Source organism: Micromonospora sp. NPDC093277, from assembly GCF_044765245.1.
Taxonomy (GTDB): Bacteria; Actinomycetota; Actinomycetes; order Mycobacteriales; family Micromonosporaceae; genus Micromonospora.
Map to the genome: position 1 here is coordinate 348,695 of NZ_JBIWJO010000004.1, position 14,290 is coordinate 362,984.

At 73.2% G+C, this 14,290-nt stretch carries 12 protein-coding genes; 10 read left to right on the forward strand and 2 right to left on the reverse strand.

The window, feature by feature from the left end; all coding sequences use genetic code 11:
- The first annotated feature begins 101 nt into the window (after nucleotides 1–101).
- The 3 genes from ACIRG9_RS11900 (at nucleotide 102) to topA (ending at nucleotide 4,365) form a co-directional block, all read left to right on the forward strand.
- Nucleotides 102–641, forward strand: coding sequence for a hypothetical protein (locus ACIRG9_RS11900; RefSeq protein ID WP_402853925.1), 540 nt, complete (start codon nucleotides 102–104; stop codon nucleotides 639–641).
- Complete coding sequence (locus ACIRG9_RS11905; RefSeq protein WP_402853927.1) at nucleotides 632–1,237, forward strand: hypothetical protein; 606 nt, start codon at nucleotides 632–634, stop codon at nucleotides 1,235–1,237. Before ACIRG9_RS11900 ends, ACIRG9_RS11905 begins: the two co-directional genes overlap by 10 nt.
- 377 nt (nucleotides 1,238–1,614) lie before the next feature.
- Nucleotides 1,615–4,365 carry a type I DNA topoisomerase gene (gene topA / locus ACIRG9_RS11910; RefSeq protein ID WP_402853929.1) on the forward strand — a complete coding sequence of 917 codons (2,751 nt, stop codon included), beginning with the start codon at nucleotides 1,615–1,617 and terminating at the stop codon, nucleotides 4,363–4,365.
- Between the two features lie 72 nt (nucleotides 4,366–4,437).
- Here the strand turns inward: topA and ACIRG9_RS11915 are convergent, their stop codons facing one another.
- Nucleotides 4,438–5,745: a D-arabinono-1,4-lactone oxidase gene (locus ACIRG9_RS11915; protein WP_402853932.1), complete on the reverse strand. Its 1,308-nt coding sequence runs from the start codon at nucleotides 5,743–5,745 to the stop codon at nucleotides 4,438–4,440.
- 225 nt (nucleotides 5,746–5,970) lie between these two features.
- Between ACIRG9_RS11915 and ACIRG9_RS11920 the strand changes: the two genes are divergently transcribed.
- Nucleotides 5,971–6,546 (forward strand): TetR family transcriptional regulator, encoded by a 576-nt coding sequence (locus ACIRG9_RS11920; RefSeq protein WP_402854282.1) that lies wholly within the window; start codon nucleotides 5,971–5,973, stop codon nucleotides 6,544–6,546.
- Nucleotides 6,547–6,663: 117 nt separating this feature from the next.
- On the opposite strand, the gene ACIRG9_RS11925 is transcribed toward ACIRG9_RS11920, so the two are convergent.
- Nucleotides 6,664–7,872: an amino acid deaminase/aldolase gene (locus ACIRG9_RS11925; RefSeq protein WP_402853935.1), complete on the reverse strand. Its 1,209-nt coding sequence runs from the start codon at nucleotides 7,870–7,872 to the stop codon at nucleotides 6,664–6,666.
- A 309-nt stretch (nucleotides 7,873–8,181) separates the two neighbouring features.
- Here ACIRG9_RS11925 and tmk point away from each other — a divergent pair, with 309 nt between their 5' ends.
- The 6 genes from tmk (at nucleotide 8,182) to ACIRG9_RS11955 (ending at nucleotide 14,240) form a co-directional block, all read left to right on the forward strand.
- The gene (gene tmk, locus ACIRG9_RS11930; protein ID WP_402854285.1) at nucleotides 8,182–10,245 is read left to right on the forward strand and encodes a dTMP kinase; all 2,064 of its coding nucleotides are present in this window, start codon (nucleotides 8,182–8,184) and stop codon (nucleotides 10,243–10,245) included.
- Nucleotides 10,245–11,588, forward strand: coding sequence for a DNA polymerase III subunit delta' (locus ACIRG9_RS11935; protein WP_402853938.1), 1,344 nt, complete (start codon nucleotides 10,245–10,247; stop codon nucleotides 11,586–11,588). Before tmk ends, ACIRG9_RS11935 begins: the two co-directional genes overlap by 1 nt.
- A gap of 194 nt (nucleotides 11,589–11,782) precedes the next feature.
- Nucleotides 11,783–12,112 (forward strand): YbaB/EbfC family nucleoid-associated protein, encoded by a 330-nt coding sequence (locus tag ACIRG9_RS11940; RefSeq protein WP_402853941.1) that lies wholly within the window; start codon nucleotides 11,783–11,785, stop codon nucleotides 12,110–12,112.
- 1 nt (nucleotide 12,113) lies between these two features.
- Nucleotides 12,114–12,419: a hypothetical protein gene (locus tag ACIRG9_RS11945; RefSeq protein ID WP_402853944.1), complete on the forward strand. Its 306-nt coding sequence runs from the start codon at nucleotides 12,114–12,116 to the stop codon at nucleotides 12,417–12,419.
- Nucleotides 12,419–13,081 carry a hypothetical protein gene (locus ACIRG9_RS11950; RefSeq protein ID WP_402853946.1) on the forward strand — a complete coding sequence of 221 codons (663 nt, stop codon included), beginning with the start codon at nucleotides 12,419–12,421 and terminating at the stop codon, nucleotides 13,079–13,081. Before ACIRG9_RS11945 ends, ACIRG9_RS11950 begins: the two co-directional genes overlap by 1 nt.
- Before the next feature lie 319 nt (nucleotides 13,082–13,400).
- Entirely contained in the window at nucleotides 13,401–14,240 is an 840-nt protein-coding gene (locus ACIRG9_RS11955; protein WP_402853949.1) for a stage 0 sporulation family protein, read from the forward strand.
- Nucleotides 14,241–14,290 lie beyond the last annotated feature (50 nt).

Here is a 14,290-nt window from a genome sequence, read left to right on the forward strand (position 1 = left end):
CGGTCGGCGTGAGTGCCGGCCGGGGACCGGCCCGTTCGGTGGGCCCCGGGCCCGAAACCTGACCACTGGCACTTCCACCGGGAGGCCGTACGCTGCTTCGCATGCGTACGCGCCGGGCGACAGCCGCCGGAAAGCTCACGGTGGTCCTGGCCACGCTCGGTCTGGTCCTCGCCGGGTGCGGCGGCCCCAGCCCCCGGGTCTGGGCCGCGTCGGTCTGCCAGGCGCTCACCCCGTGGCGCGCGGAGATCAACAAGCTGACCAGCAGCACCCAGCAGCAGATGACCGCGCAGACCACCCCGGCGCAGGCCAAGGAGAACCTGGTCCGGCTCTTCGCCGGGGCCGAGCAGGCCAGCGAGACCGCCCGGCACCGGGTCGAGCAGGCCGGCGTGCCGGAGACCGACCACGGCGAGGAGATCTCCGCCTCGTTCCGCGCCTCGCTGAGCAAGGTACGCGACGCGTACGGTCGGGCCCGGGTCACCATCGAAGGGCTGGACACCGCCCAACCGGGCCCGTTCTATGACGGGGTGCGGGCCGCGGTGGACACTCTCAACAAGGAGTACGGCGCGAGCGCGCTGGACACCAGCAAGCTCAACTCGCCAGAGCTGAAAGAGGCCTTCGACGAGGTCCCGGAGTGTCGCTGACGCCACCATCCCCGAACCCGATCCGCCAGCCCTCGCTGTTCTCCACCGAGGCGGCCGACCCGGCCCTGGCGGACCTGGCCGGGCTGCTCGCCGGGCCGGCGGAGCTGGTCCGGATGGGCGGTACCGCCCGGATCGCGGTGGTGGTGGCGGCGGCCTGGCGGGTGCACGTGCTGGTGGCCGAGCTGGACGCGCGGGGCGTGGCGGCGACCTGGGAGCCGACGGAGGACGGCCGGCACCTGGTCCGCACCGCGTACGCCACCACGCTGGCCCCGCTCGCCACGGCCTGGCTGCGCGGCGCGGCGAAGCGCCCGCCGGCCGGCTTCCACCTCAACGGGCGGCGGCTGCGGCTCTGGCTGGCCGCCGCCGGATCGGCCGACCCGGCGGGTTTCCAGCTCGGCCTCGGTCCGGCCGACGAGGAGTGCTGGCCGCGGGTACGGGTCGCGCTCGCCGCGGTGGGTCTGCCGGCGGCGTTCGTCGAGCCGGACGAGGGCGGGCCCGCGTACCGAATCACCGGGCGGCGGGTGGCCCGGCTGGCCGAGCTGGTGGGTGACCGACCCCGGGCCGCACCGGCGGCCGAATGGCCGGGCGCCGGCTGACGCCCGGGCTGCCGGGCACCGACCGGCCTGGGCGCAAGCCCACCGGCTGTCCGATCCCGGACACCGCCACTTGGCGGTTTGCCCAGGAAAACGGGTCGGTGTCGCTTCGCCCGAGGGTGAGTGATCGTCACAGTGACCTGCTCGACACCCTACCCACGGTGTACGGTGACGCCGTTCGGCGGGTGCCGCCGCGCGAGCCGGCCGGCAGTCGCCCGAACCGGATCGTTTGCCGCCCACGAAACCCGGAACGCGGACGGCGCGTTACGTTGGACATCCGGACCACCGGTGGTCCGGCTGGTATGACACTGCCCGAAACGGGCGGTGGGCAGGGCGGCCCGGGCACGGGCCGAACACAGGAGTGAGGGTCGGAGAGAGACGTGCCGAGCAACGCTGGAACCACCCGTCTGGTCATCGTCGAGTCACCGGCGAAGGCCAAGACGATCTCGGGCTACCTCGGCCCGGGGTACGTCGTGGAGGCCAGCTTCGGCCACGTCCGGGACCTGCCCCGCAACGCCGCCGACGTGCCGGCCAAGTACAAGGGTGAGCCGTGGGCGCGGCTCGGCGTGGACGTCGACAACGGCTTCCACGCCCTCTACGTGGTCTCCGCCGACCGGAAGCAGCAGATCAGCAAGCTGACCAAGCTGGCCAAGGAGGTCGACGAGATCTTCCTGGCGACGGACGAGGACCGCGAGGGCGAGGCGATCGCCTGGCACCTGGTGGAGACGCTCAAGCCCAAGGTGCCGGTCAAGCGGATGGTCTTCCACGAGATCACCAAGCCGGCCATCCAGGCCGCGGTGGCCAACCCGCGGGAGATCGACCGGGACCTGGTCGACGCCCAGGAGGCCCGGCGCATCCTCGACCGGCTGTACGGCTACGAGGTCTCCCCGGTGCTGTGGAAGAAGGTCATGCCGAAGCTCTCGGCGGGCCGGGTGCAGTCCGTGGCGACCCGGATCGTCGTCGAGCGGGAGCGGCAGCGGATGGCCTTCCGCACCGCCGAATACTGGGACATCCTGGCCACCCTCGCGGTGGTGAACAAGGGCGACGGGCCGCGCACCTTCAACGCCACCCTGATCGCGCTGAACGGCGACCGGATCGCCACCGGCAAGGACTTCGAGTCGACCACCGGCCGGGTGAGGGCCGGCGCGGGCGTGGTGCACCTCGACGAGGGCGGGGCGCGAGGGCTGGCGGCCCGCCTGGAGGGTCGTCCGTTCACGGTCACCCGGGTCGAGGAGAAGCCCTACCGCCGCCGCCCGTACGCGCCGTTCATCACCTCCACGCTCCAGCAGGAGGCGGCCCGCAAGCTGCGGTTCTCGTCGCAGCAGACGATGCGCACCGCGCAGCGGCTCTACGAGAACGGCTACATCACCTACATGCGTACCGACTCGGTGAACCTGTCGGAGACCGCCATCGCGGCGGCCCGTCGGCAGATCGTCGAGCTGTACGGCGAGCGCAGCGTGCCGCCGGAGCCGCGCCGCTACACCGGCAAGGTGAAGAACGCGCAGGAGGCGCACGAGGCGATCCGCCCGGCGGGGGACAACTTCCGTACCCCGGGCGAGGTGGCCAAGGAGCTGTCGGCCGAGGAGTTCAAGCTCTACGAGCTGATCTGGCGCCGCACTATCGCCTCGCAGATGACCGACGCGGTCGGCTCCAGCGTCTCGGTGCGGATCCGGGCGGTCTCCTCGACGCAGGAGGAGGCCGACTTCGGCGCGACCGGCAAGACCATCACCGACCCGGGCTTCCTGCGCGCGTACGTCGAGTCGAGCGACGACGAGAACGCCGAGGCCGAGGACGCCGAGCGGCGGCTGCCCACCCTGGTGAAGGACCAGCCGCTGACCGCCGAGGAACTGGCCGCACAGGGACACCACACCCAGCCGCCCGCCCGCTACACCGAGGCGTCGCTGGTCAAGGCGCTCGAAGAGCTGGGCATCGGCCGCCCGTCGACGTACGCCTCGATCATGCAGACCATCCAGGACCGGGGCTACGTCGTCAAGCGCGGCCAGGCGATGATCCCGTCGTTCCTGGCGTTCGCGGTGATCGGGCTGTTGGAGCGGCACTACCCGCGCCTGATCGACTACGACTTCACCGCCAGCATGGAGAACGAGCTGGACGAGATCGCCGGCGGCGACCACGCGGCGGTGGACTTCCTCACCTCGTTCTACTTCGGCAGCGCCAACGGCACCGGCGACCAGGCGATCGCCCACGCCGGCGGGCTCAAGAAGCTGGTGACCGAGAACCTCAGCGACATCGACGCGCGCAGTGTCAACTCGATCCCGCTCTTCACCGACGACGAGGGGCGCGAGGTCGTGGTCCGGGTCGGCCGGTACGGTCCTTACCTCCAGCGCGCGCTGCCGGGTGAGCAGCCCACACCGACCGGTGAGGGCGAGGAGGGCGGCACGCACGGCGACCGGGCACCGATCCCGGAGGGTCTCGCGCCCGACGAGCTGACCCCGGAGAAGGTGCACGAGCTGTTCCTCGGCGGCGGGGGCGAGCGCAAGCTCGGCGACGACCCGGCCACCGGCGAGCCGATCGTGCTCAAGTCCGGCCGGTTCGGCCCGTACGTGGCCAGCGGGGAGCGCAAGTCCTCGTTGCTGCGTTCGCAGTCGCCGGAGGCGCTCACCTTCGACGAGGCGCTGAAGCTGCTCAGCCTGCCCCGGCTGGTGGGGGTGGCCCCGGACGGGGCCGAGGTGTTCGCCAACAACGGCCGTTACGGACCGTACGTCAAGCGCGGTGACGAGTTCCGCTCGCTGGACTCGGAAGAGAAGATGTTCACCGTCACGCTGGACGAGGCGCTGGCCCTGCTGGCCGCCCCGAAGACCCGCCAGCGCCGGGCCGCCGCGCCGCCGCTGCGGGAGATGGGCGCCGACCCGCTGACCGAGAAGCCGCTGGTCGTCAAGGACGGCCGGTTCGGCCCGTACGTCACCGACGGGGAGACCAACGCGTCGCTGCGGCGCGGGCAGACCCCGGAGGCGCTGACTCTCGAGGAAGCCTCCGAGATGCTCGCCGAGAAGCGAGCCAAGGGCCCAGCCCCCAAGAAGAAGGCAGCCGCGAAGAAGGCAGCTCCGGCCAAGAAGGCCACTCCGGCCAAGAAGGCCGCGCCAAAGAAGGCGACGGCCAAGAAGACCCCCTGACCGGAACCCGAAAGGGTCTTGGAAGGAATCGGCCCGCGGGGCCGAGATCTTCCAAGGTCTGGAGGTTGGCGGTCAGGTGCCGAGGATCCGGGTCAGGTAGGGGTTGGTGAAGCGGCGGTCGGGGTCAAGGCGGTCGCGGACGGTCAGGAAGTCGGCGAATTTCGGGTACGCGGTGGTGAGCGATTCCGCGTCCCGGTAGTGCAGCTTGCCCCAGTGCGGGCGGCCGTCCAGCTCCGTCGCCACCTCCTCGAACGCCCGGAAGTACGGCTCGAAGGGCATGCCCACGTACTGGTGGATGGCGAGGTAGACCGAGTCCCGCCCGTACCCGTGGGAGAGCCAGATGTCGTCGGCGGCGGTGAACCGCACCTCGACCGGGAAGAGCACCTTGAACGGCAGCCCGTCCACGATCCGCCGGAGCGCGTCGAGTGCGGCCGGCAGGACGGCGCGGGGAAGGGCGTACTCCATCTCCACGAAGCGGACCCGGCGCGGGGTGCAGAAGACCCGGTCGGAGCGGCCGGTGTAGGTGCGTTCGGTGAGCGCCCGGGCGGAGACCGCGCTGATTCCCGGTACGAGCGCCGGCGCGGCCCGGCCCAGCCGGCAGGCCCCGGCGAAGACACTGTTGGCCAGGAACTCGTCGTCCAGCCAGCCCCGCCAGCGGGGCAGCGGCCGGTCGTCGGCGTCCACCCGGTCGTTGGTCTTGACCTGCACCCGCGTGGTGTACGGGAACCAGTAGAACTCGACGTGGTCGTGCTGGCCGACCAGTGACGGCAGGTCGGCCAGCACCGCGTCCAGCGCCGCCGGCCGTTCGTGCGCGCGGAGCACGAAGGCGTCGACGCAGCGCAGGGTGACCTCGACAAGTATCCCGACCGCGCCGAGCCCGACCCGGGCGGCGGCGAAGACGTCGCGGTGCGCGTCCGCGGAGCAGTGCAGCACCTCGCCGGTGCCGGTGACCAGGGTCAGCGCCGTGACGAAGGTGGAGAGGCAGCCGAGCCGGGCGCCGGTGCCGTGGGTGCCGGTGGAGAGTGCGCCGGCCACGGTCTGCGCGTCGATGTCGCCGAGGTTGGGCAGGGCCAGGCCGTGGGTGGCGAGCAGTTCGTTGAGTGCGTGCAGGGTCATCCCGGCCGGTACGGTGATCAGTCGGCGGACGGTGTCGACGGTGACACCGGTGTCCAGGTCGGACAGCTCGAGCCGGTGCCCGTCGGTCAGGGCGGCCCCGGTGAACGAGTGACCGCTGCCCACCGCCCGGATCGTCCGGCCGGCATCGGCGGCGGCACCGACCGCCTCGACGACCTCGGCGACGGTCCGGGGGCGCGTCACGAGAGCGGCGGTGCTGTGCTGGTTGCCGGCCCAGTTGGACCAGGCGGCTGGCATGCCCGACATGGACGCTCCTCGACATGAATAAGAACTGAATTCATATCAGGAACGTTGTTCCTGGTAAATACCGCAATCGGGGCCCGCTCGTTGTACCGGTAGTCACAGTCTGGTGACGTGTAGATAGGTTCATCCGTCGAAGGGGGGTGGCGCCGAGTGTCCACACCAGCCGCCACGACCGGGCCGCTGCGCCGCGTACCGGTGCAGGGTCGAAGTGTCGCGCGGGTCCAGCGGATGCTGGACGCCTGCGCGGAGCTCGTCGACGAGGTGGGATACGAGGGGTTGACCACCACCCTGCTGGCCGAGCGTGCCGAGGTCGCGATCGGTTCGGTTTACCAGTTCTTCCCGGACAAGCGGGCGATCGTGCAGGCATTGACCCTGCGTACGCTGGAGTCCTACCTCCAGCGGCTCGACGAGCGGTTCGCCTCCGAGGATCTGACCGACTGGTGGGGCGGCGTCGACGCGGCGATCGACGAGTACATCGCGATGCACCGCACCGTCCCGGGGTTCCGTATCCTGCATTTCGGCGACGTGGTTGACCTGCACCTGCTCGACGAGCAGCGGGACAACAACGGCGTGATCGCCGACCAGCTCGCCCGGCTGCTCACCGAGCGGTTCGGCCTGGACGGCGTACCCGACTTCCGGTTCCATCTGGAGGTCGCGGTGGAGGCGGTCGACGCCCTGATCAAGTTGGCGTTCCGGCGCCAACCGGAGGGTGACGAGCGGGTGCAGGTCGAGGCGAAGGCGCTGGTCCGGGAGTACCTGCACCGGCAGCTCGACGCCCGGACGGAGGCTGCCCAGCCCGGCTGAGCCGGGCCGGCGCCGGTGGCGTGGCATCGTGCGGCGCCGGGGGTGTGATCGGGCGGGACGAGCAGCGGCGGGTTCCCGTGGTGCGCCGGGACCCGCCGTCACCCTTCCGGCCTCTTCCTAGAGGAAGGCGTGGCCCTCGCCCCGGTAGCTGGGTGCGGTGGCGACCACCTCGTCGCCGTCGACCAGATGCAGCTCGTTGACCCGCTCGCACAGCTCACCGGCCTTGGCGTGGCGGAACCAGACCCGGTCGCCGACCCGCAGGGTGGTCGCGGCCGTGCCGACGAGGGGGGTCTGCACCTCGCCGGCGCCCTCCGACCCGAGCAGCTTCAGGCCCGCCGGCAGCCACGGGCGCGGTAGCCGGCTCTCCCCGGCCGAGCCCGAGGCGATCCAGCCGCCACCGAGCACGGTGGCCAGCCCGGGTGCCGGCCGGCGGACCACCGCGCAGGCGAAGAACGCCGCCGGGGTGGGGCGCCAGGCCCGGTACGCGTCGAACAGCATCGGCCCGTACAGGCCCGATCCCGCGGTGACCTCGGTGACCGCGGGATCGGCGCTGGTGGCGGCCACGCTGCCGGTGCCGCCGCCGTTGACGAACTCCAGGTCGGCGTGCTTGCGTATCGCGGCGACCGCCGCCGCCCGCCGGTCCAGCAGTTCCCGGTACGACCGGCGCTGGGCGGCCCGGATCGCCGCACCGCGTACCGCCTGTCCGGGCGGCGCGTCGCCGAGCCCGGCGATCTGCGCCTCGTACGACATCAGGCCGACCAGCCGGAAGCCCGGCCGGGCGGCGACGGCGGCAGCGAACGCGCCGGCCGCCCGGGCGCTGTGTACCGGGGAGCGGCGGACGCCCAGGTGCACCCGTCCGCCCAGGGGCCGCCAGGAGGCGTCCAGGTCGAGACAGATCCGCAGGGCCGGCCGGCCCTTGGGCGGGCATACCGCGTCGACCAGGTCGAGCTGGCCGGGGTCGTCGACCATCAGGGTCACCGCGTCGGCGAGTGCCGGGTCGGCGGCCAGTTCGGCGAGCGCTCCCCGATCGGCCGTGGGATACGCCACCAGCACGTCGTCGCTGACGCCGGTGCGGGCCAGCCAGATCGCCTCGGGCAGGGTGAACGCCATCACGCCCTGCCAGCCGGGCCGGGCCAGCACCCGGCTCAGCAGCTCTCGGGTGCGGATCGACTTGCTGGCGACCCGGAGCGGCTTGCCGGCGGCCCGGCTGACCAGCGCGTCCGCGTTGGCATCGAAGGCGGCGAGGTCTACCACGGCGTACGGCGGATCGAGGTGTGCGGTTGCGCGATCGAGTCGATCGCGCAGTTTGTCAGATTCGGTGGCCACGTCTGAACGCTAACTGTCTGGGGGGCAATGCGAAATACCCTCGCGTCTGTCCGGGCTGCGGGCTGCGGTGCCGGCGGCCTAGGCTCGGCACGCAGGCGAATGTCGCAAGAGGGAGCGCTTCCCGCCCGCGACTAAAGTGTTCCACCGGGGATGCCCAACTCTGGGCCGGCACGTGGAGGTACGGCCATCGAAAGCCAGAAGAACGGCGAGTCGCCCGGCGTGTCGTCGCCCGCGGCCCAGGCCGACCGGTCCGGGACCGCCGCCATCCGCTCGGTGCTGCGTATCCGGCCGTTCCGCCGGCTGTGGATCGTGCTCGGTGTCGCGTCCTTCGGCGACTGGCTCGGCCTGCTCGCCACCTCCGTCTTCGCCGCCGCCCAGGTTTCCGGCGACACGGCCAAGGGCGCGGCGTTCGGCTCGGTGATCGCCATCCGGCTGCTGCCCGCCCTGCTGCTCGGCCCGGTCGCCGGCGTCTTCGCCGACCGCTTCGACCGGCGCTGGACGATGGTCATCTGTGACCTGCTGCGCTTCGTGCTCTTCGCCTCCATCCCGCTCTACGCGCTCACCGGCGCCAGCGGCGCGCTGGTGGTCACCTGGGCCGCGATCGCGACCTTCCTGATCGAGACGGTCACCCTGATGTGGATCCCGGCCAAGGAGGCCGCGGTCCCCAACCTGATCCCCCGGGCCCGGCTGGAGACGGCCAACCAGCTCACCCTGATCACCACGTACGGGCTCACCCCGATCGCCGCCGCCCTCATCGCCGCGGTGCTCGACCGCAGCGTGCGCGGCCTGGTCGGGGGCAGCCTGCCGAGCTGGGCCGAGCCGGCCCAGCTCGCGCTCTGGGTCAACTCGTTCTCCCGGCTGGCCACCGCCATCGTGGTGGCCGTCGGGATCAAGGAGATCAGCCAGACGCGTACCGGCGAGCGGGACGACGCCGAGCAGAGCATGATGCGCCAGTTCGCCGAGGGCTGGCGGTTCATCGGCCAGACCCCGCTGGTCCGCGGCCTGGTGCTCGGCATCTTCGGCGCCTTCGCCGGCGGTGGCATCGTGGTCGGCACCGCCAAGTTCTTCGCCGCCTCGCTGGGCGCCGGCGACGCCGCGTTCTTCCTGCTCTTCGGCGCGATCTTCATCGGCCTGGCGATCGGCATCGGGGCCGGCCCGATGATCGTCCGGGACATGTCCCGGCGGCGCTGGTTCGGCATGAGCATCGTGCTGGCCAGCGCCTCGGTGCTGGTGCTCGCCTTCGCGATCCACCTCTCCATGGCGATCCTCGGCGCGATCCTGGTCGGCGCGGGCGCCGGCATGGCCTTCCTGGCCGGCACCACCCTGCTCGGTGGCGAGGTCGCCGACGAGGTACGCGGCCGCGTCTTCGCGGTGGTGCAGATCGGCACCCGGCTGGTGCTGATCCTGGCCATCGCGCTGAGCAGCATCCTGGTCGGGGTCGGTGGCTCGCGCCAGCTGCCCATCGCCGACCTGGGCATCTCGGTCTCGTCGACCCGGCTGTTGCTGCTCGCCGCGGGTGTCGCCGGCATCTTCGCCGGGATCAGCGCGTTCGGCCAGATGGACGACAAGAAGGGCGTGCCGGTCCTCGCCGACCTGTGGGGCTCGATCCGGGGCCGCCCGCTGATGCCGGCCGAGCCCTTCGTCTCCAGCGGCCTCTTCGTGGTCTTCGAGGGCGGCGAGGGCGCCGGCAAGTCCACCCAGCTCGCCGCGCTCGCCGACCGGCTGCGCGACCAGGGGCGGGACGTGCTGGTCACCCGCGAGCCCGGTGCCACCGCCGTCGGTGAGCGGATCCGTGCGCTGGTGCTGGAGAACGAGGGCACCGAGGCCCCGTCCCCGCGCGCCGAGGCGCTGCTCTACGCCGCCGACCGGGCACACCACGTCGCCACCGTGGTCCGGCCGGCGCTGGTCCGGGGCGCGGTGGTGATCAGCGACCGGTACGTCGACTCGTCCCTGGCTTACCAGGGAGCCGGCCGTACGCTGCCGGCGGAGGAGGTCTCCTGGCTCTCCTCGTGGGCCACCGGCGGGCTCAAGCCCGACCTGGTGGTGCTCCTCGACGTCGACCCGCGCGTCGGCCTGAGCCGGGTCGAGTCCCGCAGCCAGGGCGCCGACCGGCTGGAGGCCGAGTCGATCGCGTTCCACGAGCGGGTCCGGTACGCCTTCCTCGACCTGGCCGCCGCCGACCCCAAGCGTTACCTGGTGCTCGACGCCGCCCGGACGGCCGACGAGATCGCCGAGGCGGTCGCCCGCCGCGTGGAGGAGTTCCTGGTCGACCCGGCCGGCATCGTGCACCCGCGGCCGGCCCACGGCCCGGACACCACGGTCCAGCCCGAGTTATCCGAGGCGGAGATGGTGGCCATGGAGCGCCCCACCTGATGCCGGACGTCTTCGCCGACCTGGTCGGGCAGGACGAGGCGGTGGTGGTGCTGCGCCGTGCCGCCGACTCGGCCGCCGCCCTGCTGCGTGCCTCCGCCGCGCCCGTGACCCGCGTCGCCGGGCCGGCGGCGGGTGCTGCGTCCGGCGACTCCTACGACGAACTCGACGCGCTCGCCGAGGAGTTCGACGTCGAGCCGGCGGCCGGTCCGACCGGGGTGACCGCCGAGCCGGGTGGACCGGCGGAGGCGGGCGGACCCGGGGCGGGGATGACCCACGCCTGGATCTTCACCGGGCCGCCCGGCTCCGGCCGGTCCGTCGCCGCGCGGGCCTTCGCCGCCGCGTTGCAGTGCCGGCACGGCACCGGCTGCGGCGAGTGTCCCGGCTGCCACACCACACTGGCCGGCACCCATGCCGACGTCCGGCTGGTGGTGCCCGAGGGACTCTCCATCGGCGTCGGCGAGATGCGCGCGCTGGTCCTCCGGGCGGCGAGCACACCGTCCGGCGGGCGCTGGCAGGTCGTCATCATCTCCGACGCCGACCGGCTCACCGAGGCGGCCGGGAACGCCCTGCTCAAGGCGATCGAGGAGCCGCCACCGCGTACGGTCTTCCTGCTCTGCGCCCCGTCCACGCACCCGGACGACGTCTCGGTGACCATCCGGTCGCGGTGCCGGATCGTGGCGCTGCGGCAGCCGCCGGCCGGTGCCGTGGCCGACGTGCTCGTACGCCGGGACGGGATCGCGCCCGACGTGGCCGAGTGGGCCGCGGCGGCCGCCCAGGGGCACGTGGGCCGGGCCCGGCGGCTGGCCCGCGACCCGGAGGCCCGGCAGCGCCGCGACGCGGTGCTCGCCGTGCCGCGCCGGCTGACCGGGGTGGGCGCGGCGTTCGACGCGGCCTCGGCGCTGATCGAGGCGGCCGAGGCGGAGGCGGCGGCGTCGGTCGCCGAGATCGACGAGGCGGAACGGGCCGCGTTGCAGACCGCGCTCGGCGCGGGCGGCACCGGCCGCGGCGCGGCCGGGGCGATGCGGGGTGCCGCCGGCCAGCTCAAGGATCTGGAGAAGCGGCAGAAGTCGCGGGCCACCCGGGCCCAGCGGGACGCCCTCGACCGGGCGCTGGTCGACCTCGCCGGCTTCTACCGGGACGCGCTGGCCAGCGCGCTGCGGGCGCCGGTCGCCCCGGTGCACAGCGACACCGCCGCGATGGCCGAGGCCGGCGCGCGGAAGTGGGACGCCGACGGGGCGCTGCGCCGGCTGGAGGCGGTGCTGGAGTGCCGGGCGGCGATCGAGGCGAACGTCAAGCCGCGGATCGCGGTGGAGGCGATGATGCTTTCCCTCTGGAAGGGCTAGCCGGTCTCTCCCGGATCTTTGCCGCCGCCTGGGCCACGTCCCGGCTCGACGGGGACCCAGGAGGCACCCCTGGACCGGCGTCCGGGGTTGTCCACAGGGCATCGACAGGCTCGATTGACGTGCGGTACGGTCCGGGGTGCCGCGGTGACGGTGGCGGCACGCTCAGTGATGGACAGCCCGGGAGGAGTCCGCCGATGCCGCGGGGCGAGATCGACGAGGCCTGGATCGAGGAGGCGGTGCGGCGCTACCGGCGCATCGAGACCCTGCAGGCCGAGTTCGACCAGGCGGTCGACGCGGTCGAGGTCACCGTCCGCTCACCCGACGGGCTCGTCGAGGTGGCGGTGACCGCTGGCGGGCGGATCACCGACGTCCGCTTCCTCGCGCCGCTGCACCAGCGCAACCCCCGGGACGTCGCCGGCTCGGTGCGGGCCGCGGTCACCGCTGCCGCCGACGCCGCCCAGTGGGCCCGGGAGAAGCTGCACAACGAGACCTTCGCGGCGTACCGGCCGCTGGCGGGAGCCTGACATGGAGACGCTGCGCGTGCTGGCCGCCCGCCTCGAGGAGGCCAGCACCACCCTCGCCACGGTGGCCCGCACGGTTACCGCCACCGACCCGCCGCACCCCGCGTTCGGCGCGCACGCCGAGGGCCGGCCCGGTGAGGTCGGCCGCGCCCTGCACGGGCAGTGGACCGGTGCCACCGGCGACCGGGCCCGGGAAGCCCACGGTGCCGCGACCCGGCTGGCCGCCGCCGCGTCCGCCCTGCGCGACGCCGCCGACCGGTACGCGAGCACCGACGACTCGGTCCGTCACCGGCTGGCCCGGGAGGCGTGATGGACGCCCTGGACCGCCTCGCCGAGCCGGGCCTCGACCTGCTGGCCCGGGTCGACACGCTGCTCGCCGCCGGCGCGCCCGAGGGGCACCGGCTCTGGCCGCTGCTGCGCCGCATCCAGGTGCTCCCCGGCGCGGCGGTGCGCGAGTTCCTCGACCTGCATCCGGCGCCGCTGGCCGACGCTGGCCACGCCGTGCGCCGGCTGATCCGGGGATACGACGACGCCTGCACCATGCTCGCCGATCCGGTCGCCTGGTCCGGGCCGGCCGCCTCGGCGTACGACGAGGCCCGCACCACCCTGCTCCGCCACCTGGACGAGGGGCCGGAGAGCCTGGTCGGGCGCCTGGAGTCGACCGCCGGCTATGCCGACGCGCTGGCCGACTGGGTGGAGGGGAGCCGGCTCGCCCTGGCCCGGGCGCTGGCCGACGTGCTGCCCTCGGCCGAGGCGGTCACCGTGCACGCGGCCACCAGGGTGGGCGGCGACGATCGTGCCGGGGCGCTTGCGGCGGCGGAGATCGCCACCCGGGTGCTGGGCGTGCTCGGCGTGGCGTACGACGGCGCGGAGACGCTGCTGCGCCAGTGGGCGCCGAGCCTGGCGGAGTCGACGTGGCGGGAGCGGCCCACCGGCGTCCGGGCAGCCAACTCGACCATGCGGATCGGCTAGGGCCGGTGTCGAGGTCCTCCGCCGGCCAGGGGCTTTGACGCAGGTCCGAGGCGGCGTACAACGCCACGGCGCCGCCGGCAACTCGGCCGGCGACGCCGTGGTTATCCCCTGCACCCCCCGCAGGTCTGCTTCCACTCAACGCGGTGCGTCGTCGTTTGTCGTGCGGCTGGCCGATGTTTCAGCCGTCCGGGCGAGGACCTTCGGCACGAGGGGGTGGGTGCGGTTCGGTCGAGTCGACAGTCATGGATCGCTGCGCCGGGTGACCGGACGGCGACGGGGGGCGGGCCGGAAACCGCGCCGGGGTCGTAGGGTGGTGGGCATGGGCATGCTCTGCGCGGTCAGTTTCAACCGGTACGGGCGCCTCTACTATCTCGACCCGGGCGAGTTGCGCCCGCAGGTGGGCGACAAGGTGCTGGTGCCCACCGACGAGGGGCCAGAGGTGGCCGAGTGCGTCTGGGCCGCGCAGTGGGTGGACGAGGACACGGCCGGCTTTCCCCGGCTGGCCGGGCTGGCCCAGGAGGAGGACCTGCGCCGCGACGAGCTGCTACGCCGCCGCAAGGCCGACGCCAAGGTCGCCGCCAAACAGTTGATCCGCGAGCACGGGCTGCCGATGAAGGTGGTGGCCGTCGACCACGTTTTCGCCACGCCGGAGACCGGCAGCGACCGCACCACGATCTACTTCACCGCGCCGCACCGGGTCGACTTCCGCTCGCTGGTCCGCGACCTGGGCGCCACCCTGCACTGCCGGGTGGAGCTGCGGCAGCTCTCGGCCCGCGACTCGGCGCGGGTGCAGGGCGGGATCGGCTCCTGCGGCCGGGATCTGTGCTGCGCCACCTTCCTGAACGACTTCGAGCCGGTGACCATCCGGATGGCCAAGGACCAGGACCTGCCGCTCAACCCGCTGCGCATCTCCGGGGCGTGCGGCCGGCTGATGTGCTGCCTCAAGTACGAGCACCCGCTCTACCAGCGGTTCCAGGAGTCCGCCCCGGCGATCGGCAGCCGGGTGTCCACGCCCGAGGGAGAGGGCAAGGTCGTCGGCCACAGCGTCCCGAGGGATTCGGTCACCGTCCGCCTGGACGCCGACGGCAGCCGCTGCTCGTGCAGCCGAGCCTCCGTCTGCGCCCCCCGCCAAGCCCACGACCAGCACTACACCCCCTAACCCCCACCCCCCACCCCTGCCCCCACCCACCCCGCGGTTCCGCGTTGATC